General features: G+C 36.3%; 21 protein-coding genes. 19 read left to right on the forward strand and 2 right to left on the reverse strand.

The window, feature by feature from the left end:
* The first annotated feature begins 28 nt into the window (after positions 1 to 28).
* From HCX49_RS11850 to HCX49_RS11880, 7 genes are all read left to right on the forward strand, one after another.
* Positions 29 to 1,249 carry a DUF4374 domain-containing protein gene (locus HCX49_RS11850; RefSeq protein ID WP_168127154.1) on the forward strand — a complete coding sequence of 407 codons (1,221 nt, stop codon included), beginning with the start codon at positions 29 to 31 and terminating at the stop codon, positions 1,247 to 1,249.
* A 100-nt stretch (positions 1,250 to 1,349) separates the two neighbouring features.
* Complete coding sequence (locus tag HCX49_RS11855; protein ID WP_168127155.1) at positions 1,350 to 1,682, forward strand: hypothetical protein; 333 nt, start codon at positions 1,350 to 1,352, stop codon at positions 1,680 to 1,682.
* A 3-nt stretch (positions 1,683 to 1,685) separates the two neighbouring features.
* Positions 1,686 to 1,967: a hypothetical protein gene (locus HCX49_RS11860; RefSeq protein WP_021189975.1), complete on the forward strand. Its 282-nt coding sequence runs from the start codon at positions 1,686 to 1,688 to the stop codon at positions 1,965 to 1,967.
* 9 nt (positions 1,968 to 1,976) lie between these two features.
* Positions 1,977 to 3,608, forward strand: coding sequence for a PepSY-associated TM helix domain-containing protein (locus HCX49_RS11865; RefSeq protein WP_168127156.1), 1,632 nt, complete (start codon positions 1,977 to 1,979; stop codon positions 3,606 to 3,608).
* Between the two features lie 277 nt (positions 3,609 to 3,885).
* Positions 3,886 to 4,629, forward strand: coding sequence for a LytR/AlgR family response regulator transcription factor (locus HCX49_RS11870; protein ID WP_132770790.1), 744 nt, complete (start codon positions 3,886 to 3,888; stop codon positions 4,627 to 4,629).
* Entirely contained in the window at positions 4,626 to 6,551 is a 1,926-nt protein-coding gene (locus HCX49_RS11875) for a histidine kinase (protein WP_132770788.1), read from the forward strand. The genes HCX49_RS11870 and HCX49_RS11875 overlap by 4 nt, the downstream gene beginning before the upstream one ends.
* A gap of 71 nt (positions 6,552 to 6,622) precedes the next feature.
* A complete protein-coding gene (locus HCX49_RS11880; RefSeq protein WP_168127157.1) occupies positions 6,623 to 7,816 on the forward strand; it encodes a metallophosphoesterase in 1,194 nt (397 codons plus the stop codon).
* 16 nt (positions 7,817 to 7,832) lie between these two features.
* Here HCX49_RS11880 and HCX49_RS11885 read toward each other — a convergent pair whose 3' ends face one another.
* Positions 7,833 to 8,426: an HD domain-containing protein gene (locus HCX49_RS11885; protein WP_021189979.1), complete on the reverse strand. Its 594-nt coding sequence runs from the start codon at positions 8,424 to 8,426 to the stop codon at positions 7,833 to 7,835.
* Positions 8,427 to 8,789: 363 nt separating this feature from the next.
* Here HCX49_RS11885 and HCX49_RS11890 point away from each other — a divergent pair, with 363 nt between their 5' ends.
* On the forward strand, positions 8,790 to 11,036 hold the full coding sequence (locus tag HCX49_RS11890) for a DUF5703 domain-containing protein (RefSeq protein ID WP_132770784.1): 2,247 nt from the start codon (positions 8,790 to 8,792) through the stop codon (positions 11,034 to 11,036).
* A gap of 173 nt (positions 11,037 to 11,209) precedes the next feature.
* Here HCX49_RS11890 and HCX49_RS11895 read toward each other — a convergent pair whose 3' ends face one another.
* On the reverse strand, positions 11,210 to 11,878 hold the full coding sequence (locus HCX49_RS11895) for an HAD family hydrolase (protein ID WP_168127158.1): 669 nt from the start codon (positions 11,876 to 11,878) through the stop codon (positions 11,210 to 11,212).
* 263 nt (positions 11,879 to 12,141) lie between these two features.
* On the opposite strand from HCX49_RS11895, the gene HCX49_RS11900 reads away from it, so the two are divergent.
* The 11 genes from HCX49_RS11900 (at position 12,142) to HCX49_RS11950 (ending at position 23,080) form a co-directional block, all read left to right on the forward strand.
* Positions 12,142 to 12,897 carry an MgtC/SapB family protein gene (locus HCX49_RS11900; protein ID WP_021189984.1) on the forward strand — a complete coding sequence of 252 codons (756 nt, stop codon included), beginning with the start codon at positions 12,142 to 12,144 and terminating at the stop codon, positions 12,895 to 12,897.
* A 419-nt stretch (positions 12,898 to 13,316) separates the two neighbouring features.
* Positions 13,317 to 14,132, forward strand: a complete 816-nt coding sequence (locus HCX49_RS11905; protein ID WP_168127159.1) for a GLPGLI family protein — start codon at positions 13,317 to 13,319, stop codon at positions 14,130 to 14,132.
* A 22-nt stretch (positions 14,133 to 14,154) separates the two neighbouring features.
* Positions 14,155 to 16,803, forward strand: a complete 2,649-nt coding sequence (locus HCX49_RS11910) for a hypothetical protein (protein ID WP_168127160.1) — start codon at positions 14,155 to 14,157, stop codon at positions 16,801 to 16,803.
* Positions 16,804 to 16,855: 52 nt separating this feature from the next.
* Positions 16,856 to 17,143 (forward strand): hypothetical protein, encoded by a 288-nt coding sequence (locus HCX49_RS11915; protein WP_168127161.1) that lies wholly within the window; start codon positions 16,856 to 16,858, stop codon positions 17,141 to 17,143.
* 67 nt (positions 17,144 to 17,210) lie between these two features.
* Positions 17,211 to 17,849, forward strand: a complete 639-nt coding sequence (locus HCX49_RS11920; protein WP_168127162.1) for a hypothetical protein — start codon at positions 17,211 to 17,213, stop codon at positions 17,847 to 17,849.
* Between the two features lie 111 nt (positions 17,850 to 17,960).
* Positions 17,961 to 18,569: a Crp/Fnr family transcriptional regulator gene (locus HCX49_RS11925; RefSeq protein WP_168127163.1), complete on the forward strand. Its 609-nt coding sequence runs from the start codon at positions 17,961 to 17,963 to the stop codon at positions 18,567 to 18,569.
* 102 nt (positions 18,570 to 18,671) lie between these two features.
* Complete coding sequence (locus HCX49_RS11930) at positions 18,672 to 19,382, forward strand: hypothetical protein (RefSeq protein ID WP_168127164.1); 711 nt, start codon at positions 18,672 to 18,674, stop codon at positions 19,380 to 19,382.
* A gap of 75 nt (positions 19,383 to 19,457) precedes the next feature.
* Positions 19,458 to 19,832: a DUF3302 domain-containing protein gene (locus HCX49_RS11935; protein WP_168127165.1), complete on the forward strand. Its 375-nt coding sequence runs from the start codon at positions 19,458 to 19,460 to the stop codon at positions 19,830 to 19,832.
* A gap of 40 nt (positions 19,833 to 19,872) precedes the next feature.
* Positions 19,873 to 21,030: an HlyD family secretion protein gene (locus HCX49_RS11940; protein WP_168127166.1), complete on the forward strand. Its 1,158-nt coding sequence runs from the start codon at positions 19,873 to 19,875 to the stop codon at positions 21,028 to 21,030.
* A gap of 1 nt (position 21,031) precedes the next feature.
* Complete coding sequence (locus tag HCX49_RS11945) at positions 21,032 to 22,432, forward strand: TolC family protein (RefSeq protein ID WP_168127167.1); 1,401 nt, start codon at positions 21,032 to 21,034, stop codon at positions 22,430 to 22,432.
* A 480-nt stretch (positions 22,433 to 22,912) separates the two neighbouring features.
* Positions 22,913 to 23,080 carry a hypothetical protein gene (locus tag HCX49_RS11950; protein ID WP_168127168.1) on the forward strand — a complete coding sequence of 56 codons (168 nt, stop codon included), beginning with the start codon at positions 22,913 to 22,915 and terminating at the stop codon, positions 23,078 to 23,080.
* The last annotated feature ends 33 nt before the right edge of the window (positions 23,081 to 23,113 follow it).

Below are 23,113 nucleotides of genomic sequence, written 5' to 3' on the forward strand. Positions count from 1 at the left end.
GTAAATTTTAAATATTAATACATATAGCATGAATAATACACTTAAAACCGTGATTGCCATCGCTTTTTTAGCAAGCACGACAGTGTCATGTAACGATAAGGATAAAATAGATCTTGATACAGTTAAGGGCAATTATGTACTGGCAGTTTCACCTGTTGCATCAACAGGTGTGGCAGATTATTTACTGACTGCACCAGATTTGGAATCGGGAAGAGTAACCACTGCAGGGCAGGGTGTGGAACAAGATGGTACCTATCGTTATTACGTTACACACAACAATAAGTTTTTTTCCATGCTTTACGGCCAAGGTAACCCTGGAGCAGTAGCCGTTTATAATTTATTGGATGGTAGATTAAACAAGCTTTCTGATTTTGTGACAGAAACTGTACAGGCTTTTGCACCTGTCAATGAAGACATCGTGATGATGAAAATTACGCGTGCTATGACTAATCCGTTGGTAAATTATTATCGATTGAATACCGATAATCTCTTGTTAGCAGGAGAAGGAACAATAAATGTACAAAAAGTTGCCGGAAACGGAGAGTCAGCATTCTTCACTTGGATAAAACAAGTCGGAAATAAAGTATATGCCCCTTACATGTCCATCCAGGCTTGCTGTAAAGCCGCATTTGATACTGCTTATCCTGATAGTGCTTATGTTGCGGTCTATTCATACCCCGAAATGAAATTGGAAAAGGTAATAAAAGATGATCGCATGAGTTATATCGGTCGTTATTTTAGAGATGGATTAGCCGTTGATGAGCAAGGGGATGTCTATGCTTTTTCTTCGGCAGTAGCCACAAAAGGTGGAGCTATTACCTCTAAAAAACCTTCTGCTATTTTACGTATAAAATCTGGAACTACTGAATTTGATAAAGGATATTATATCGATATCGAAGCTATCAGCGGGGGAAAAAACATTACAAATTGGATCTATGTAGGTAAGGGAAAATTTGTTGTTCAGATGACCACAAAAGCAGAAAAAGGTGGGTATACAGATGGAAAACGTATTGGTATACTGGATGTTTATAATAAAACATACCAAGATGTAACCGGAATGCCTGAACTAAGTAAAATTAAGGAGATTTCATATAATAATTATACAGCAAAAGATGGAAATGCTTTTATTGGAGTTGCATTAACAGATGCGGTGAGTTATGTATATAAAGTTAATGCGTCTACTGCAGTAGCAACACAGGGTTTGAAAGTTGAGGGGGGATCAATAACTGCTGTCACACGTATTCAATAAATATTTAGTATAAAAAATTGTTTCATATCAATAACAGATAGAGCATAAGGGAATCTCAAAGAGATTCCCAAGTTCTATCTTTTAATTTGCTTTTCTCATTATGATAAGTACAGTATGTTTAATATTGTTTATTGCATTTATGTTATGGATGAATACTTCCAAACGTATTGCGTGGAAGAATAAATCCAAACTTTGGGCCTATCTTGCCGATCGAAAAAAACAATCACGTACAATAGCAATAGTTCTGTTCCTAATAGCTACTGCCTGCTTGATTTATGCTGTAGGTATAGCCAGTGGAATATTTGCTTTTTTTGTTATCCTCATGTGTATGGGCTGTCTAGTAGTCTTTTTCTTTCCTTTTTCCTACTTTGGTTATCGTGTAGTATTAGGAGTTTATTTATGTTCATTTCTGATTGAAGTATTTATCCATTAATATATGCCTGCTAATAAAAAATATTTAACAAAATCTCCCTGGATAAGGCTTTGTCGTATTTTGTTGGGAACCCTAGGTGGTTATACGGTCATGATCAGTTTTCATGTATTATTAACAGCATTATTTCCACCAGAAAATGTAATTGCTACAGCATTCTTTACCGGATATTTACTTTGGGCATTTTTATTATTCTGGGCATTTTTAGAGCCTAAATTGTGGCGGTTGGCACTAACTTATATTGGCCTTACTTTATTGTTTTCGCTACCTTATATTATCAATCATTAAGTTTATACCATGGATCAAAGAAAATATAATATTTACTTTCATACCCACACGATCAGTGGTATTGTTATCGCAGCACTGCTTTATGTGATCTTTTTTGCAGGCTCTTTCTCTTTTTTTAAAGATGATATCGCTGCATGGCAAAAAGGTAAATCACTTAGCAATGTAGAATCTCCCGCTGACTTCAATTATATATTGGATTCGATGGGAACAAAATATAATCTCCAAGGTAGAAATTTCGACTTCTATTTATTGAGGCAAGGACACGGGACTTATGTCAATATGAGTGTGTCACAAGATACAACGATCAGTAAACCTGAACCCAAAACCGAAAAATCAAAAGGTCGTAAGAGACGGGGAGCAAAAAATGAAGATTCGGCCTATTTTTTACACTCATTTGTAGACAAAACACAGAGTTCTTATGATGAAGGTTATGATATGGGAGAGTTTTTATATCGCTTACATTTCTTAGCTCCACTCAATCAGATTCCAATTCGATTGGGAACTCCATTTGGTTACCTCCTGGCAGGAATTGTTTCATTTTTGTTTCTGTTTGCCTTGATTACAGGTTTATTTCTTCATTGGGATAAGATTAAAAATAACTTCTTTTTATTTAGACCGTGGAGTAAATGGAAAACAGTCTGGACCGACATGCATACTGTTTTGGGAGTTATCGGATTTCCATTTCAATTGATATTTGCCATTACAGGAGTTGTTCTTATCGTCAATTATGTATTGATTTCACCGTTTAGTAAATTAATTTACAATGGTGATCAGAATAAATTATACCAGGAGCTTCAGTATAACAGAGCGATGGAACCAACTTACAGTTATCAGCCCTTATCCAAAGAATTAGATGTCAACGCATTCGTAAACCACTGGATGAATGAATGGCCAGAATCGGATATTTCGAGACTTTATATCCGAAATTTTGGAGATAAAAGTATGGAAATTGCTTTAGAAACTAAACCTAAACCCAGCGCTAGTTTTGCGGGATCTGGTTACGTTCTTATGAAAGCCGCTGAAGGAAAACCTTCATCAGTGAAATCACCTACAACAGATGCAACATATGTTGATTGGGTTAAGAGTTTGGTTTATCACCTTCATTTTGGAGATTTTGGAGGCAGAACCTTGCGTATCGTTTATTTCGTTTTGGGTTTACTGGGTTGTGTCGTCATTATTTCAGGCATTATGATTTGGCTGGTTGCACGGGAAAAACCTAATATTCCTGCATATAAAAGGAAGTTTAATTTTTGGGCAGCCAATCTTTTCATATCCATGTCATTGAGTATGCTTCCTATTACTGCATTTACCTTTATTGTCATAAAATTTTCAGCTGTCGTAAATCAGAGTTTTATCTATAGTCTTTATTTTTATAGTTGGTTAGTGATGATCATCTATTTATTAATACTGCGTGATCTAACGAAAGTAAACAAGCATACCCTATTCTTATCAACCATTTTGTGTTTGGCAGTACCGATTGTAAATGGTATCACCACAAATCTCTGGATCTGGAATACATTTCAAACAAAATCATATGATATCTTATTTATTGATTTGCTTTTTACTACAATGTCGATTTTATGTGCATTTGCTTTTTTTAAAGTAAAGAAACAAGCTAAATCTTTTAAAATATTGAAATAAGTATGTCCTGTTGTTGATCAGGAAACATAAGTATCCAGTTCAATAGATAACAAAAGCGCCAATCTAATAAAGATCTGGCGCTTTTGTTATTCAATACGTTATTCGATTATCATCTCATGAGAATAGAACTTAAAAAAATGATCGTTCCAATCTCGATGCTGATCTTTAAACTATTTCCAAATGTTTATTTCTTATTGCTATATCGTTAAATTTAAAAAATGAATTTATTTTAGAGCACTTACAATATACTATCTTTACAATAGCTAAAAGTGAAAAGATGATAACCGTTGCCATAATAGAAGACGAGCCTGCAGTTCGTAAAGAGATCGCTTACCTGATACAGCAAGAAACCAATACCGAACTTGTGGGTTGGGCAGACAGCGTACATAAAGCCATTAAGTTGCTTGAAGAAAAGCAACCAGATGTAATATTTATGGATATTCAGCTCAAAGATGGAACAGCATTCGATTTGTTGAAAAAATTAACGCCCATTCCACAAAATATAATATTCATTACTGCATATAATCATTTTGCTATAAAGGCCATCAAGTACGGAGCACTCGATTATCTGCTCAAGCCTATTGATGAGATAGAGCTCCAGGAGGCATTAGAGCGATATCGTCGTCGAAGGGAAAATAATCCGCAATGGATGCAACAATTGTCTTTAGCACAGACCTCAATCCAGATAGGTGAATTACCAGAAAGTATTGTTTTGAATTCCATTAATAACACACGCATTGTTTCTGTTAGTGATATTGTCTATTGTAAAGGTGATGGTCCATATACTCTTTTCATTTTAAGTAATGGTGATAAGGAGCTTATCTCAAGACCTCTTAAGTATTACGAGGAACTTTTGCCAGCTCCACATTTCTTACGCACGCATCAGTCTTATTTGGTTAATCAGCAATATATCTCAGGCATTAACCGATCCGAATATATTGTTCTGAAAAATAAAGAAGAGATTCCAATCTCTACACGACGGAAGAATACGATATTAACCCAACTTTTTTTGAAAAAATGATACGTATACAGCTACTTATTTTTTATTTATGGATGGTTATAGGTTATTCATCTTGTAAAGACAATAACAAGAAAGTTTTGTTGGCAAAATCTGATGATGCCATTTCGGTTCAGATAAAGGATTTGGAAAAAGTAGGAGCTAATCCCACCAATAGAGATTCATTGATTACTGTTTGGCGAAAACTCGATCGAAACCCCATTGTGAAAAATGATACCATACAATCATCAACCGTTAAATATCAATTGGCAAGGCTTTACAGTATGAAGGGCAATGATTCTGCTCGTGTCCTTATTGAAGATGCACTTGAACTGATAGATCCTATAGATGGTGGTTTTAAGAATAAGGCACTTATATACAATGGGATGGGGAATGTTTTGAGCATGAGTGCCCGCATGAAAGAAGCCAGTTATTATTATAACAAAGCAGCCGCAATTGTTTTAGCAGACTCAACGGTAGATCTGTCATTTATAGCAAAAACATCTATGTTACTATCTGCAGCACAAAGTAACCTCCTAAGCTTTCAATATGACTTAGCTGAAAAAATGAACCGTGATGCTTTGCCTATGGCAGATTCATTGCCACAAGGACATATTAATCGACAACGTGTGCTGGTACAAATGATACAGACTTTGAATAAGCGCCAGAAACCAGCAGATAGTATGGCTTTTTATCTTCAAAAACTGGAAGTACTACATGCGCAGAACCCTGATAAATATAATATTAGTTTTCTATACGATTCTAAAATTCAATATTTTGAAAAACATACGCAACTTGATTCGTTACTTCATTATCAGCTGCTTAAAATTAAATCAGATGGATATCTGTACAATGAAGAGGCAACTTCGAGCGAAATTAATAATCTTTTTATCGATTACTGCAATATTGCAGCTATTTATACGGCTCAAAAACACGCAACATTAGCCTCACAATTTCTTGAAAAAGCAAAACTTCTAAAGGAAAAACATACAGGACTAATTTTCGCAGACAGTGATCTCGTTTATCAGCAAAGCTTGGCATCATTGTACAATTTACAGGGAAAGAAAAATGAAGCCATAGCGGTATTGACTCAAACAGCAGAATTACAAAAAGGAATCTATCAGACAGAAAATACACAAGCTGTTGCAGAAATGAATGCTCTTCATCAGTTGCAGACTAAAGATCGCTCTATTCATAAATTAAATGAAGGTATAAAAATTAATAAACTGCAATTGCAACAAAATCGTTTATGGCTTGCCGTATCTGTTTTAGGTATTATCCTCCTTGGTGTCACCATATTGTTTTTGTTTTATAGTTTTCGTCAACGTCGTTTTCTTCAAGAAAAAGAAAAAATACTATTGCAGCAACAATTGTTACGCACACAGATGGAACCCCATTTTATCTTTAATACATTAGCAGCTGTACAGAGTTTTGTGCGGTTGGATAAAAAAGAAATTGCCATCAAATACCTCAACCGTTTTAGTCGATTATTGCGTAGCAGTTTGGAGCTCAGCCGCGAAAATCGTGTACCTCTAGATGAGGAGATTGAAACGTTAGAAAACTACTTAAGCCTGCAGCAAATGCGTTATGAAGATGCATTTAGGTATACTATATTACAACCAATCGAACATGATCTGGGAGCAATTATGGTTCCGCCCATGCTTATACAGCCTTATGTAGAAAATGCGATACTTCACGGGATCGATTTGGAAGAAGGTCTAGGAGATATTAGTATTCATTTTGAGATAGAACAAGATATCTTACAAGTAAAGATTGCAGATAGTGGAAAAACTGAAAAAAGTAATTTTGATCCTGCACACCGTTCATTATCAGGTACGATCAGTCACGAGCGAATACAATTATTGGGTAAAAAAGCAAGTGTCTCTATTACAGAAATTCCAGAAGGTGGCGGTACATTAGTAATTTTACGCATACCTGTCGAATAGGAATAAATGTTCTGGAACTCATTTTATGTTTTGGCACGGCATTCGCCTTACTCTATATAATATTATTCGATATGGCACAGAGACTTATTTTAATTTTATTACTATTCCTCATAGGAGATATTTATTTTTATCAGGCAATAATTACACTTTTTTCAAATCCGCTGATCCATGTCATTTATTGGCTTATTGATATTGTTGTACTGGGTGCTATTATAGTCACTATATTTTTGCGGAAACGTATTAGCGATATTCAGCGTTATGCATCGGGTTTGATCACAGCGATGTTGCTTATCTTTATTCCAAAATTATTTTCTGTTCCGATTCTATTATTGGAAGATATTGGTCGACTATTCCGTAGTTTTCCGCCTAGGAATTTTTACGTCAGTGAACTTGTCGCAGTACTTGCTGGCATAGTCTTTTTGGCGATTATTTTCGGGCTGACTAGAGGTCGTCATTTTTATAGGGTTAGAAAAGAGATCTTGCATTTTTCAGATTTACCCGAAGCTTTCGATGGTTTTACCATTACACAATTGTCCGACATCCATTCTGGTAGTTTAAGTAACATCAAAGGTGTACAGAAAGGTATTGATCTTGCGAATGCCCAAAACAGTGATCTGCTCTTATTTACAGGAGATCTCGTCAACAACATGGCTTCCGAGATGGATCCATGGATTGATCTTTTTACCACCTTAAAAGCCCCTTATGGGAAGTATTCTGTTTTAGGTAATCATGACTGTGGTGATTATACCAAATGGTCCAGTACATCACTTAAAGAGGCAAATCTGATGCGTGTTAAAGAAATACACAGTGAGATGGGTTTCAAATTATTACTTAATGAAGCTGTCTTACTGCATAAGCATGGACAACGTATTGCATTAGTGGGGGTGGAGAATTGGGGCAAAGGCGGTTTCCATCAGTTTGGCAATCTCAATCAAGCAACAGCTGCTATACCTGCCGATTCCTTTAAGATCCTAATGTCTCATGATCCATCACACTGGGATGCAGTTACTGTAGATCACGCTAAACATGTTCACCTCACCTTGGCCGGTCATACGCATGGTATGCAGTTTGGAATTGAGCTTTTTGGTTTTAAATGGAGTCCTATCCAGTACTTTTATAAACAATGGGCAGGACTGTACCAACGAGACGGAAAATTTTTATATGTCAATAGAGGCTTCGGTTATCATGGTCTGAAAGGCAGGGTGGGCGTGTGGCCCGAAATCACAGTTCTTACCTTAAAACGTTCCACCGACCAAGTAGAATAAATGAGTTATTTGCAGTTTAATCTTTTCTTAAAATACCCTTTTCCACGCTTTCGTTGATGAGTTCTTCAGCATACTTCCATATCGTAGTAGATCCCTCATTAATGATTTTCTTTTTTTCGAATACCTTACTGTAATCAACATCAAACTCTTTCCAGGTTCCCCCATTATTTGAAGTGTTTTGCAAGAGAGGTTCCAATCGATCCATTGTTCTCGCAAACTTAGCTTCAGGAGTTAGACCTGCCTCAAATTCTTCCCATACTGCAATAAATTCTTTCGACTGTTCTTGAGGTAACAGTCCAAAAATCCGATTAGCAGCCAGTCTTTCTTGGTCTGTATTAACATGATTTTTTTGCATATCGTAGATGAAGGTATCTCCAGCGTCAATTTCAACAATATCATGGATCAGAACCATTTTTACCACTTTCAATACATCAATTGGTTCGTTTGCATGTTCAGCCAAAATCAATGCCATCATCGCCAGATGCCAGCTATGTTCCGCATCATTTTCATTACGGTTACTATTGAACAATTTAGTTTTCCGTTGTATGTATTTGACCTTATCGATTTCTTTTATAAAATCAATTTGTTTCAATAAGATTTCAAAATCCATTTTGACAGTGTTAAGAGATTGTCTTACAAAGATAGTTTAAATTATAAAAGTAATTCTTCTTGGCTCTTTGATAAATTATTAAGCATCATTTACTAAGTCATTTAGCCCTTTTCTAAAAAAGTTAATAATGCATGCATTTCATGTTAATATTGAATGCATACTTTATGACTTTACTCTATAGCTTTATAGGAAGAAAAACAATTTAATAATAACCAATTGCAGCTAATTAGCATCTATTTATTTTAAAAGTTGATTAGGCAAGCTATTAATAGATCAATTCGTATTGACACATTGATTGAACGATCTTCTATAATTTAAGAAAGTTGTGCTATCTGCAGTTTGTATTCAAAATATTTTTTAAAAATGAGTAGACTCCGACTAACCATCTTGTTTATAGTTCAATTGCTGATATTCGAAGCGTTTTCGCAGGAAGAGAAGAATAACTATAAAATCATTTTTAATACACCATCCATCAACGAAACAGGTAATGTTCCAATTGGTAATGGAAGTCTAGGGAGTAACGTCTGGGTAGAAGAGAATGGCGATCTATTATTATATCTCTCGCGTAATGATTCACATTCTGAATTACAACGGCTGTTAAAGTTAGGAGGGGTCAGGATTTCCTTTTCAGAGAGTCCTTTTTTTAAAGGGAAGCCCTTCCGTCAGGAATTGAATCTGAAAGAAGGAACATTAAAAATTCTAGCCGGGAAAAAAGGAGAGGAGTTAAATTTAAAGATCTTTATTGATGCAAACTCTCCTGTAATGTATATTTCTGGATACAGTGAAAAACCAGTTCAGGTGAAGGTGACTTTGGAAAACTGGAGAAAAAATAAACATGAGCTCAATATGGAAGAACTTGCTTCTACCTGGCTCTATAGAACCGGAGTTCCGGACGGGGCAGAAGCCTGGGAATCTGCAGATGTGTTTCTTAAAAAACCACAAGCCCTTGTATGGTATCATCGGAATGCTTACAGCAGTGTGCCTGTGCACATTAAGAAACAAGGAATGGAAGACTATGCGAATCAGATTATTGATCCCTTGAAGGATAATACTTTTGGAGGTTATATCAAAGCTTCAGGTTTAGTAAGTCTTTCTGATAGCGTTTTACACACCAAGAGACCATTAAAAAACATTGATATTCGGATAGCCGGCTATACCCGGCAAACGCCTGATCCGGCAACTTGGGAAAAGGAAATTGCTGGATGGATTGCTCAGTCTCCTAGTCCTAAAAAAGCCTATGAACAAACCGCTAGGTGGTGGACAAATTTTTGGAATAGAGGATGGATTGATATCAATAATGGTTCTGATAGTCTATCAACGTACACCCAGACTTATATTCTGTCTAAATATCAGATGGCCTGTCAGATGCGAAATGAATTTCCTGCTCGATTTCAGGGAGGAATTTTTAATGTAGATCCAAAGTATGCCTATTATGGACCTGATGTACGTCAAAAGAATTACTCGGCAGATTATCGATTTTATGGCGTGAATTACTGGTGGCAGAACGTGCGCTTTTTATACCTGCCACAGTTTGCACAGGGTAATTTTGACATGATGAAACCGTTTTTTGATTTTTATATCAAGCAAGCGAAGACTTTTGAAGCCAGATCAAACAAATATTATGGTGCATCAGGAATCTATATGCAGGAATGTATCAGTACATTCGGCTTACCGGGAATGGGCGATTTTGGATTGGAATCCGATGTATATTCTGAAGAATATACAAAAGATATATGGCAGCAATGTTTAGAAATGTCGGTGATGATGCTCGATTATTATCACTATACTGGAGACGAAGCATTTTTAAAAACAAAAGCGTTGCCTTGGGCACGAAAAGCACTTCAGTTTTACAATACACGTTTTAAGAAAGATGAGCAGGGCAAGTTACATATTTTTCCAAGCCACGGATTAGAAACATATTGGACGGATGTTGTCAATGATATGCCTTCTACTGCCGGACTACATTATGTATTAGAAGAACTTTTAAAACTACCTCAAAGTACATTAACTCCTGAAGATAAACAGAATTGGACTACTATGCTGTCCACTATTCCCGATCTGCCGAAGAAAAAGGATAGTCTTGGGAATGTTGTGGTGGACAATGCCGCTTTTTATAATCCTCAAAGAACAAATTATGAAGCACCGGATTTATATTGTTTATTTCCATTTCGGATTTATGGGATCCATAAACCCAATATTAAAGAAGTTGAGCGAGCCTATTTCAATATGCCCAATCCAGGTCGGGTATGCTGGTATCAAACAGGAATTTTTGCCGCTCGTTTGGGTCTTGCCACAGAAGCTGCCAAAGATATTAAAGCCCGTAGCGGTGCATATCTAAAAGGTTTTCGATTTAAAGGATACATGGATAGCCCGCACGATTGGAAACCAGATTATGACGGTGTTGGCAATATGATGAATACCTTACAGGAAATGTTGGTTCAATGTGACGGAGATAAGATTTATATGTTGCCGGCTTGGCCAAAAGACTGGGATGTGAATTTTAAAGTACATGCTTTTAAAAACACTGTTATTGAAGGTACTTATAAAAATGGGAAAATGGAATTCTTGAAAGTGATGCCCGAAAGTAGGAGAAAAGATCTCATCTTTTAGTTAGATGCCCCTTATAGAAATATTGAAAAAATCGAATCATAGTGCATGAATAGAGATAGTTTTAAAATACTAATTATTTATACACTTATGAAAAGCCACATCGCGTTGACTGTGAATAAAAAGAGTCTAACTCTTAGTGATACAACGTAGCGATGTGGCTTTTATGGTTTTAATTATTGCAGCGATATTGACGATGATGTCAAAATATCCAGCAGTTGCTTCGGTTTATCAATAATGAATGTTGCTCCATGTCGCTTTAATTCTTCGACTTCGCGAAAGCCCCATGAGACCCCGATTGCTTGCACACCAGCATTTTTGGCAGTATCCATATCGACCGACGAATCACCGACATAAAAGCAATCATCAGGTTTTACGTTCAGTATATTGAGTGTATCGAATACAATATCAGGATTGGGTTTAGCCGGATGTCCATTTCGATGACCCAATATCAGATCAAATGAAATCTCTGAAAAATATTTTGCCACCAATGGCAGGACAGCCTCATGATATTTATTAGATGCAATCGAAATCAAATAACCTGACGATTGCAGATCTTGTAATAATTGAATAATACCGGCATATGGTTTAGTATGGCTCTCGGCTTTTTCTTCGTAATATTTCTTAAATGCTGAAAGTAGGTGGGGTATAGTATCGTCTGTCCTCGCATCTTGAGGCAGTGCTCTTTCGATAAGCATTCGGACACCATTCCCTACAAATTTCTTGTAAGATTCAAGAGGATGAGTTGGATAACCATATTGCTCAAGGATCATATTGCAACTATCACCCAAATCTTGTAACGTATCTAACAATGTTCCGTCTAAATCAAATATTATAAGCTTCATGGGTTAAATCTAATAAAAATGATCTAAAAACAATTTTGTGTATGTAAGATTTGATTGCTATAGTGCTACTTAAACATAAACGAATTTATACAAAGTATGGTCGATGGGCGTGGTCATTGATCCTTTCAGAAGTTTATTGATCGCACTCAATAGAAAGTAGAAATTAACATAAAATCATAATAATTGGATAAAGCTCTTTTAAGTGAAGATTTCATATCTTCTTAAAGAAGTAAAGACTAACTTTAAAAAGATATTTTACAAGCATGAACATTCAATTTTTACTCATACAAACTGGTTATTTAGATTCGGTCGATTTTATTACGCGAATTGCCATCGCATTTGCCTTAGGACTTTCAATAGGAGCAGAGCGTCAGTGGCGGGACAAGAGCGCAGGACTACGTACAAATGCGCTGGTATCCATTGGAGCCGCAGCATACATGTTGTTGTCTGTATACCTATATGGTGCCGATGGTGGCGATCCAGGACGTATTGCAGCACAGATTGTGACGGGCATAGGATTTCTTGGCGCAGGTGTTATCATGAAAGATGGATTGACGATACGTGGACTCAATACCGCTGCAACGATTTGGTGTTCGGCCGCGGTCGGCACGTTATGTGGTATGGCCTTATATATCGAAGCTACTATTGTGACCGGCGCGATCCTGTTTACTCATATTGCAATGGGACCTTTTAGTGATTGGTTAGGAGCATTAAAATCGTATAAAAGCAGAAAAGTACAGGAAGCCTTTTATTTAATCAAAGTAACCTGTAAAGTTGAAGATGAAACGGATATCCGGAGTCATATTGTTGGTCAGATTGAGAATAGACATACATATTTGCTACGATCTGTCTTACGCAATGTATCTGTCGAGAATGCAAACACAGTCATATTAAATGTAAAACTTTCCACCGTTGGTAAAAGTGACGATAAGATTGAAGAACTGATTTTTGAATTGACCAAAGTAAAGCACGTTCAGGAAGCAAGTTGGTTTTATTTAGGTAATTCTATGGAGAATTAAATCAGTGGTTTACTTTTTCATCGCCATATGTTCTTTTTGTAAAGTGTAAAAGAGATGGATAGTCAGACAGGATTATCCATCTCTTTTACACTTTTCGAATAATCAAAAACCATCTTTTTTTATCCTGAATTAGGGAATTCCCAAAGATAGAAAATCCACTTTCTTAATCAGTTCGCCATTATCATAATAGTTTTAGCTTTATTTAGGCTAAAAGCAATTCCTTTTCTGTAATATCACTGAACCTTATTTATTTGCGCTGAAAATTACGCAATCGATTGATTTAATTTATTAGTTTAATATTTGAGACCATTTATTTATCTTTAAGTATAAACTTAAATTTTAATAACCACCAGTGGATCTTTCTGAATCAAATAAGAATAGTCAAGAATTAGTTTGACCATTCTGTAATATCATGCATTATGAAAATAATATTTTTTCCACTATTTTTTTTATTGTTTCAATTCACTGTTAAAGCTCAGGTCAAACCTGTGAAATTTGATACGAAGATACTTTATAAGTTTACCTATCAGAACGATAGTACCTCCAGTGCCTCGCGAAGAAGTGTTTTTACACAACTGACTATCGGTGAGCAAGAAAGTCATTTTCAGACCCTGTCAAAATTTAGAAGCGATTCAGCATTGGCGCTGCAAGAAGGTCGTAATATGTTTGTCTACACTTATGGTCGTATAGAGCCCAATAACTTTTTGATTGTAAAGCGGGGAGATGTTATTGCTACCTATGAACCTGTCAACGGGATCAAATTAGATTGGAATAATGAACTGTCCTATTACGAAGAAAAGAAGGGGGATCTACAATGGGAAATGCATCCGGACACTGCTCATATACATGATTTTGTTTGTCAAAAAGCAACAGCAGATTGGGGAGGGAGAAAATGGACAGCGTGGTTTACCATGGATATTCCTATTTCAGATGGACCTTACAAGTTTTGTGGACTTCCTGGTTTAGTGTTGTCCATATCAGATCAGGATAAGTTTTTTAAATTCGATATAGCTTACATAAGTAAAGTAAATAGCGTCTCCGTTACTTTCGATCAACTACGTCCAGATCTTGCTCTTCAAAAGACAACTAAAGAATCTTTTTATAAAGCGCGTAAAAACTTAAGAAACACGATGGCCGAATATGCGCTATTAACCGGTGCTAGATTATCTGACGCAAGTAAAGTCAATATCCGTGCAGAAATGAAAACAGATAATAACCACATCGAGCGGCATTAATTTAATGAGCAAAAAGATCCATATGAGAGATAAGCTCTTTTTTACAGTCATTTTTATATTGATTAGTGTTCATGCCTTTGCCCAAACTGTTATTACGGGGAAATTACTCGACGAAAATCAAAAACCGATCGCTAATGTTTCGGTATCCTATAAAAAGATCGGTTCTGCAGCGTTGTTGGGGTTTTCAAAAAGTGATGCAGGTGGAGCCTTCAAATTGACGATCAAAGTCACCGATGTAGATTCAGTACAGATGGATTTTAATCATCTTAGTTATTCCAAGCGTAGCGTACATGTTGTCAATGCTAGCGCTAACTATGCTTATATTTTAAAAGGAGAGGTCAGGAAAATCAAGGAGGTAAAGGTGGCTGATGTACCCGTTTACAATCGAAAAGATACAATCAATTATAATGTTGCTTCGTTTACTGGAAAGCAAGATCGTGTTATTGCCGATATCATCAAAAAGCTTCCAGGTATCGAGATGCGTGGTGGTCAGATCTTGTATCAAGGCGAACCCATCCAACAGTATCGTGTCAATGGCTTGGATATGATGGGTGGGCGTTACGGCCTTATCAATCAAAACCTTCCTGCAGATGCGGTTTTGAAAGTACAGATTCTTGAAAATCATCAACCGATTAAAATGTTGGATAAGTTGGTTTTTTCCAATCGCGCCACACTTAATCTGCAGCTTAAGAAATTCACCACTACAGGTACAGGGAAAATTGGTTTGGGTGCCACCCCAGCGCTTTGGGATGCCAATATAACGCCGATGTCGTTTGCAAAGACCTTTCAAACACTCAATTCGTTTCAGACAAACAATATTGGCGACGATGTGTCACATCAGTTAAAACCATTCTATTCAGGTACCGGGTATTTTTCAGCCCGATCTAGCTTTTCCGATGGTCCGACTTATCTTTCTATTCGCGATGTGGCCACTCCGGGTTTCGATCAGAAAAAATGGTTGGACAATCAAATTTTTCTAGTGAGTAGCAATATGATTCAAAAGTTGAAGTGTGGTCTCGAAGTAAAAGGCAATTTTTCTTACTTCCATGATAATCGAAAGCGTCAAGGAACAACTACGACACAGTACTTTACAAACAAGGAAGTGATTCAAAATCAAGAAGTCGTGGACAATAGTTATGGTGTTGATGAGTTAAATATTGGGGTAATGGTCGAGAAGAATGAATCCAACGTTTACTTCAGGAATAGTACCAATTATCGTAAGCAATGGAACAACAGTGTCGGAAATATCCTTTTTAATGAAGACACCCCTATACATCAGGACAAAAAATTTTCAGACGAAGCCTTTCTTAATTCTTTTTCACTTGGTCGTTTTATAGGTAAACAGTTGGTCAATATGACCTCCACGATAGAGTGGCACAGTACACCCCAACGTCTTTCAGTCAATCCAGGTCAATTTGAATCGTTGATCAATGACGGGAAGCCATATGATCGGATGGGGCAGATCGTCCGTTTTAAGAGCTTTAATTTTGAAAACGGCTTGAGTCTATCACGTAAGATCAAAAGATGGACATTCTCGCCCAGTGTTCATCTGAACTATAACAGCAGTAAGTTGAACAGTCATATCGAGATACAAGATCAGGAAGACGTTCGCAAATTGGACACCGGTTATTTCAATGATATGAATAGCGCACAGATGCAGTTGCGTATGGCGCTCCAAATTGGAAAAGAAGTGCGTAAGTTTAGATACAGTTTTAATCTGCCATTCAGTCAATATTACTATAATGTCAAACAGCAAGGGGTACAGCGCTTGAAAAATGAATTCCGGAGCAGTTGGAACCCATCTGCCTCGATGACCTATCTGCTTAACAGTAAAAACAGTCTCAGTACAAACCTGAGCGGAGGGAGAAACTTTGGTGGGCTTGGCAACTTCTATAATGGTTACATCATTAGTCAGTATCGGAGTATCCAAAAGTATGATGCACGCTTACTGAAAGATGAAAATCTTAATACTGGAATAAATTACGAGTATAAAAACACGTTGAAGGCCAATTTTGCCAATCTGGGTTATAATGTCAGGATGAGCTGGCGCGACTATATGTTTAGTACCGCATTGGATAGTCTGGGACGCAGCACCACCGGTATTAATAACCGAGATGCAGAGAGTCTGTCTCAGGGGATAAGAGGAGGACTTTCTAAGTTATTTATAAGCATCAAAACTGTTGCTAAAATGAACGGAAACCTAAGTTGGAGTACTTCAGATTATTTGCTCAATGAGCAGTTGGTCAAACAACATGTAAATAGTCAATCGTTAACTTTTGAGTTGATCAATTCGTCCTCATCCATGATTTCTGGAGATTATCGAGTTTCCATGGGGCGCACGCATAATAGATTGGCCGATGGGCTGAGCAATGAACTGTTGTATAACCATCATTTTTTCAACCTGGTATTTGTTCCCCATGATCGACATTTGATCACGTTGTCTAATTCTTTGTATGGGAATAATGTAAAGGCACAAAAGAGCCAATATTTTATGGATGCAACTTATCGGTTCCGGCTAACACGATGGCGTACAGATTTAGAGTTGACGGCATCCAATATTTTGAATAATAGGAATTATTTGCAACAGTTTTCTTCAGATTATGAGCTTATACAGAGTTATTTCGAACTCAGGCCAAGACAGTTTTTGATAGCAATGAGATTTAAAATTTAGTACTTTCTCTCTATGTCCGATGGTTTTAATAAGTGGCTTTTAATTATTCATTTTGGCAATAGATAATACCAAAACATGGAAATTGGAATGTTTAGAAATTAAAACAAGTTTAGCAAAAGAAGTAAATTTAAATAGGTATCTAAGAACTGGTATTCACAAAGTAAGTAAAGAAGCATTTCTGAAAGAACAAAGTAATGCCAAGAAGGCTTATGTTCAAAACCGAATGATTGAATTTCTTTCAAATTATAAGTCCCTTAATGATCATGAAATTAAAGAAAAGAAAAAGAATTTTCAAGCTAGCGTTGATTCAGATAACAACTGGATAGAGTTACATCCTTAAAGAGCGCGTAAAATAAACTGTATCAAGGAGGCAATTTTAGATTACAGCGTCGATTTATAACCAAATTATGAGAAACTATTTGTTGATTTTATTACTGCTGCCATTTCTGTTAAAGTCGCAGACTCTTTCTCAGATTTATGTACATACAGATCGTGGTGCCTATTTCCCCGGTGCTACGGTTTGGTTCAAAGCTTATGTCATGAATGAAGGACTATTGGATCCAGAAAGCCATAATCTTTACTTGAATATTGGGAATGCCGATGGTGTTATTCAGCAACGATCTGTTATGTTGCTCAAAAATGGTATGGCAGCGAGTCATCTAGTTATTCCCAGAGAAGGCATCGCAACTAACCTTTTCCTCAATGCCTATACCACAGAAATGGCTACCTACCGTGAACTATATTATATAAGGGCAATATCTCTGATTCAAGAGAGTACAACAGCTCCTCTCATAGCAGATATTCCTTTTAAAGACAGCGAGATTCAATTGGAAACTTATCCTATTGGCGGTAGCTACATTGTGGGAGTTGATAATGAGTTACTGGTCAAGTCCTATTTTAAAGGAGGAAAGGGTGTTTCCACGAAAGGACGAATTACAGATTCAACAGGGAGGTTTAGTATATGTCCAGTTTTAAGCTGTTTGATTTTTGGGGACACTTACAATTTTTTTATTCCCAACAAAAGACACATTGTACTATTTACATAATATGTAATGGTAAGAAGTTAAATATATTATCGGTTTGACTTTTTTTTTGTAAAATCCTAGCATCTCATTTTCCATAACTTTTTTTACATTTGAGCATATATTCAGACAACGATGGTAACACAATTGGAATTATTAAAACATTTGGAATATCTGCATCAACTGAATGATGAAGAACGCTTTGAAATGTCCAAAATATGTAAGCCTTTGTTTCTACCCAAAAAGACAAAACTTGTCGAGTCGGACGACATGTTTAATTATGTTTTTGTACTCACTACCGGCCTGTTGCGTTGGTACTTTTATTCCGAAGACGGTACAGAAAATAATGTTTTTTTTTCTTCCGAAGCAGATGAAGCCTCTATCATTGGAATTCCTGAATATTATGCCGATAAAAGAGAAACAAAATATACGATTGAAGCCGTTACAGATACGCAAATATTGATGTTTCCAAAAGATAAATTTGAAGAGTTGGCTTTTCAGCATAAAGGTATTTTTCAGTTTTATATCAAATCTTTAAAAACGATCATTAATATTCTACGCATTCGCACCGAGCAATTTTGTAGCGCATCTCCAAGCACCCGTTACGAAGATTTTCTAATAGCCCGATCATACATAACCAAGAATACAAATAGAAAGTATATTGCAAATTTTCTGGGTATTACCCCCAATTCTTTATCAAGATTATCAGCCCGCATACATAAAAAACGACCTCCAAAAAAATAACTTAAGAATACTTTTTCAACATTTATTCGTCATAGTTTTGTACAGTCAAAAGAGCTCTATAACAGCTGTTTGAACAAGAAGTGCAATTTAAAACGAAAAATAATGAACAAAAGATTTTTACGAACTACTGCATTAAGCTTATTTATGCTATTCGTATCAAATGCTACAAACGCTCAATCTCAAGATGCAGAAAAAATAGGTTTTTATCTTACTCAGGAAATGTCATTTTTAAATATGACATCAACTCAAGGCGAACTGGTTTTTCAGATAAACCAAATAGCTGCCGGTGATGTCGAAAAATTAGACCGAGAAAGTCACGCTCAAAATAATACTCAGGCTGAAAACCTTGCAGCATTTGTATCTATTCTAAAACAACGAAATCTTGCTCTACAAGAGATTCTATCACCGATACAATTCGAACTTTTCCTAGAAAACAAAATAGCAAGAACCGCGATATTCAGAACTGTTGTTATGGCCAAGATGCTCGATTTATCTCAAGACCAGCTAGCTCCGGTTTTAGATATCAATCAAACAGTTGTAGGAAATGTAAGAACCGAACTGGATACCTATTTTTTTTTAGATATCAATCAAACAGTTGTAGGAAATGTAAGAACCGAACTGGATACCTATTTTTCTATAGATAGCAATAGAGGTAGAAAGAAAGCTCAAAGAAAACTTCGTAAAGAATTAAAGAAAACAGATCAAGCATTTGACGAAGTCTTGAGCCCACTCCAAAAGACCATTTATCATGAAAAAGCCGATATCCTACGCAATGTCATTAGCGGAGAATACGGAATTAAAGATTCGTTTTAAATCATGCTATCATGAGTCCCGGTATCATCCTCAGTGATCATGCCGGGATTATTTATCATCAAAATTATTTTAGTTATGCAAAAATTAACAGCAACACTGTCTTTATTACTGTTTTGCAGTGTTTCTTATGCCTCTTCTGGCAGCGTAGAGGACACAATCGCAAACGTGGCATCGTGGCTTATCATAGTCGTTTTACCATTTGCAGGAATTTTTCTGTTTTGGAAGGTTCATATCTATCCTGAAAAAATAGCGGAAAAGAAAAATCATCCCCAATTAAGTGCTATAAAAAGCATGTGTTTGCTTTCATTGATATTTGGCGGACTTCTTTGGCCAGTAGCTTTAATATGGGCAAACTATGATCATAAGAAAGATAAAGCACCTTCTTCAGATTTAGAAGATGCAGATCCTTTTACAGGAAAACAAGAAATCCAGATTGAAGAAAACAAATAACTACCGGTAAAACACACAAAATCATCAATAATAAAAAATTATGTTAGAATTACTAATAGGTATATATGCAGGTATCTGCTGGCTTCTCATTAAAAAACTAAAACTAATCCCTTGGAATTTCAATACGCAGATTGTCGTGTTTTCCTTACCGATTTTCGGATCTATTGCACTTATTTTGAATCTTAACTACTTCTGTCCAATAACCTCGGATGTGAAAGTTGTCAACCGAAGTGTTGATATCACAACACAGACCTTAGGAAAAGTGAAAAAAGTATACGTAAAAACCAATCAGGAGGTTAAAAAAGGAGATACACTTTTTACGATCGATCCGGTGCCATACCAACAAGAAATAAAATCTTTGGAAGCCCAGCTCAGCAATATGAAGTCTACAGTTTCGTCCTACAATTCGGATATTGATGCATCTCGTAAAAGTATTTCCAGTCTGCAATCACAGTTAGAATTAAGTAATAAAAGAATAAAACAATATCAGGAACTCGTAAAAGAAGGAGCTGCCAATATATTTGATCTGGAGCAATCAATTTCTACATCACAAGATTTACAGTCGAGAATTAGTGCAGCGCAGTCACAAAAATCATCTTTAGAAACCAAGTCTAACTCAACTTATAATGGAGAGAACGCGTTGGTATCAGAACTGAAAGCCAAATTAGATCAAGCCAAATGGAATCTTTCCCAGACGGTTGTTCTAGCTCCAACTGACGGTTTGATTCCTAACGTTCAACTCAATGAAGGCGCCATGATGGCACCTTTTAAATCGGCCTTTGTACTTATACAAAAACAGCAATCTGTTATCGCATTCTTTTCTCAAAACGAATTGGAAGCTGTTAAAAATGGTAACGAAGTAGAACTTGCACTTAAAACAGCACCCGGAAGAGTGGTTAAAGCAAAATTAGAGTATGTAGTTGATGCCACTAGTCAAGGACTTATGAATAATGCAGGAGGAATGCTCGGTGGTAACGCAACAACAGCTGGAATTCCCGAAACAGCGAGACAATTGCCGGAAACCGATGGAAAACTTATTGCAAAATTTATGCTAGATGAAAACGAACCGCCTTTAACGATTGGTTCCAGAGGAACAGCAGTTATTTACTCCGAGCATATCAAACCTTTACATCTTATCCGCAAAGTAATGGTGCGTGTGGGTAGTAAAATCAATTATTTAATCCCAAAACTGCATTAATATGTTCAATAAGATAAGTATAGCAAGTGCGCTCTTATTAGGTTTGACATCCTGTATCGGTTACAAAGCGGCCAGCCCCGAAAAAATAGAACGGTTAAAAAATAACAGCGAGATAAAGGCAAATATGAAGATTTCCGATAAATGGATTCAGGAAAAACAGCAAGATCAACCTGATTTTCCTTACCAGTGGATGAGTGAACTGCTCAGTCCTGAATTGGAGGCAATGATCAAAGAAGGATTAGCACATAATGTTGATATCATCATTTCTAAAGAAAAACTGAACCAGGTTGAGTTATCCATGGATATTGCAGGCAGCAGCCTTTATCCTAGTGTTAATGCATTAGCAAATACCAGCAACAACCTCGTTAGTGGGAGCCATATCGGTAATCTGCAATTTAAAGCCAATTGGGAGCTTGATCTTTGGGGAAAAAATAAATCAGCAGAAATGGTAAGTGTAAGCCAATATTATTCAGCAGTATTTAAGAAAAAACTGCTAGAACAATCAGTCGCTGCTATGATCGCTAAAGCCTACTACCTGAATATCTCAGGGCAGTATCAGGAGCAGAAGATCAGTGATTATATTTCGAAAACCCAAGATCTGAAGAAGATATTTACCGTTCAAAATAAAGTAGGAACCGCCAATACGCTTGACTTATCAAATATCGAAAGCGAAATTATTCTTTTGAATTCTTATCTGGAAAAGGTTAAAAATGCCAATTCGCAGTCAAGAAGGAGTTTAGAAATGCTTTGCGGAAAATACCCAGAAGGTTTGATAAAAGTAAATTCAGATTTTTTTACTTTAAAACACGATATCCCAACAGATTTTCCATTAAGTCTATTGGAAAAGAGATCCGATATTATGGCGCAGCTGTTTCAAATCGAATCTAGCTTCTATGAAGTTCAGGAAGCCAAAGCTGCGAGATTGCCTTCCCTTAATATAAGTGCTGCTTTCGGAGCTGCAGAAACCAATGTTGGAGGCATCAGCAATTTATTTTCTAATCCCCTGATAAAAGTTGGAGGTGGGTTGACAACTCCCATTTTTAATGGAGGAAGACTCAAGAAAAATGTAGAAATAAAAACCTCTCAACAGCAGCAGGTAATAGAAGATTATTCAAAATCGGTGCTTTTGGCTTTCTCTGAAGTAGAATCTGCATTAGCAAATTTAAGTTCTATCGATAAGCAAAAAGTTTTTCAGCAACAACTTATTACTGCGTTAGAGAAGAATATCGCTTTAACAAAAAAACAGATACAAATCGGTAGTAGTAACAGTTTTGTTCTGATAAAAAAACAAAGAGAACTGATAAAGAAAGAAATGAACAACATAGATCTCGATCTCCAACAGCGCATGGAAAGAATTAATCTCTATATGGCTTTAGGAGCCAGCGGTCTAGAAAAATTTTAAAAGTTAAAAAAACTTTAAGTAGAATTTCGCAAATACAAAAAGCTCCAACTGGAGCTTTTTTTTTTACTTTAAAAACTATATCTGTCCTAATGATCTGTTCTACTCTTCTCAACCAAGTCTTAATTCAAAAACTTCTGTCAATTGCTCTGTAATAAATGTAAACACTTCTATTCCAAAATATTCAGTATCTGTTTCAGAAAGATCCTGAGGTAATTAAATCCACAGGAACGGATTATTGTATATGTTCATGATTGTGTCAGGTATTTTCCTGGCTGATTATGAATCAGAACTGTGAATCATTCGAACTGATGTGGAATAATTAGACAATAGTAACTATGAAAAATAAGGTGCCTTTGAAGGTAATTAAAAAATAACTATTATAACCCGTTGTGCATTATGATTTAGGGCTATAAATAAGATAAATAAGTTGTTCATTGCTCTGATAATCAGTAAACTGTTTTTACGACAGAACGATTTAGAATGAACAACCTATTAGCAAATTACGAAAGAATATTGGGAGTTTTAAGAGAAATATCAACAGAGCGGCAATTACCCATGCAGCGCAGGCGCCCTTCGCTGAGCGATCTTGAGGAGATCAGCCTGAGTTTTTGTCCTATCGGTATCGAAAAGATTTCATCCGGAATTTAATGAACATAAACTGGAAAACCATGGAAATAGACA

This window comes from Sphingobacterium sp. B16(2022), assembly GCF_012030425.1.
GTDB classification, from domain to species: domain Bacteria; phylum Bacteroidota; class Bacteroidia; order Sphingobacteriales; family Sphingobacteriaceae; genus Sphingobacterium; species Sphingobacterium anhuiense.

Coding starts and splice junctions, on each gene's coding strand:
- HCX49_RS11945 (WP_168127167.1), top strand. CDS start 21,032: ATGTTCAATAAGATAAGTATAGCAAGTGCGCTCTTATTAGGTTTGACA.
- HCX49_RS11930 (WP_168127164.1), top strand. CDS start 18,672: ATGAACAAAAGATTTTTACGAACTACTGCATTAAGCTTATTTATGCTA.
- HCX49_RS11860 (WP_021189975.1), top strand. CDS start 1,686: ATGCCTGCTAATAAAAAATATTTAACAAAATCTCCCTGGATAAGGCTT.
- HCX49_RS11895 (WP_168127158.1), bottom strand. CDS start 11,878: ATGAAGCTTATAATATTTGATTTAGACGGAACATTGTTAGATACGTTA.
- HCX49_RS11850 (WP_168127154.1), top strand. CDS start 29: ATGAATAATACACTTAAAACCGTGATTGCCATCGCTTTTTTAGCAAGC.
- HCX49_RS11890 (WP_132770784.1), top strand. CDS start 8,790: ATGAGTAGACTCCGACTAACCATCTTGTTTATAGTTCAATTGCTGATA.
- HCX49_RS11905 (WP_168127159.1), top strand. CDS start 13,317: ATGAAAATAATATTTTTTCCACTATTTTTTTTATTGTTTCAATTCACT.
- HCX49_RS11880 (WP_168127157.1), top strand. CDS start 6,623: ATGGCACAGAGACTTATTTTAATTTTATTACTATTCCTCATAGGAGAT.
- HCX49_RS11875 (WP_132770788.1), top strand. CDS start 4,626: ATGATACGTATACAGCTACTTATTTTTTATTTATGGATGGTTATAGGT.
- HCX49_RS11910 (WP_168127160.1), top strand. CDS start 14,155: ATGAGAGATAAGCTCTTTTTTACAGTCATTTTTATATTGATTAGTGTT.
- HCX49_RS11900 (WP_021189984.1), top strand. CDS start 12,142: ATGAACATTCAATTTTTACTCATACAAACTGGTTATTTAGATTCGGTC.
- HCX49_RS11855 (WP_168127155.1), top strand. CDS start 1,350: ATGATAAGTACAGTATGTTTAATATTGTTTATTGCATTTATGTTATGG.
- HCX49_RS11865 (WP_168127156.1), top strand. CDS start 1,977: ATGGATCAAAGAAAATATAATATTTACTTTCATACCCACACGATCAGT.
- HCX49_RS11950 (WP_168127168.1), top strand. CDS start 22,913: ATGAACAACCTATTAGCAAATTACGAAAGAATATTGGGAGTTTTAAGA.
- HCX49_RS11870 (WP_132770790.1), top strand. CDS start 3,886: ATGATAACCGTTGCCATAATAGAAGACGAGCCTGCAGTTCGTAAAGAG.
- HCX49_RS11885 (WP_021189979.1), bottom strand. CDS start 8,426: ATGGATTTTGAAATCTTATTGAAACAAATTGATTTTATAAAAGAAATC.
- HCX49_RS11935 (WP_168127165.1), top strand. CDS start 19,458: ATGCAAAAATTAACAGCAACACTGTCTTTATTACTGTTTTGCAGTGTT.
- HCX49_RS11920 (WP_168127162.1), top strand. CDS start 17,211: ATGAGAAACTATTTGTTGATTTTATTACTGCTGCCATTTCTGTTAAAG.
- HCX49_RS11925 (WP_168127163.1), top strand. CDS start 17,961: ATGGTAACACAATTGGAATTATTAAAACATTTGGAATATCTGCATCAA.
- HCX49_RS11940 (WP_168127166.1), top strand. CDS start 19,873: ATGTTAGAATTACTAATAGGTATATATGCAGGTATCTGCTGGCTTCTC.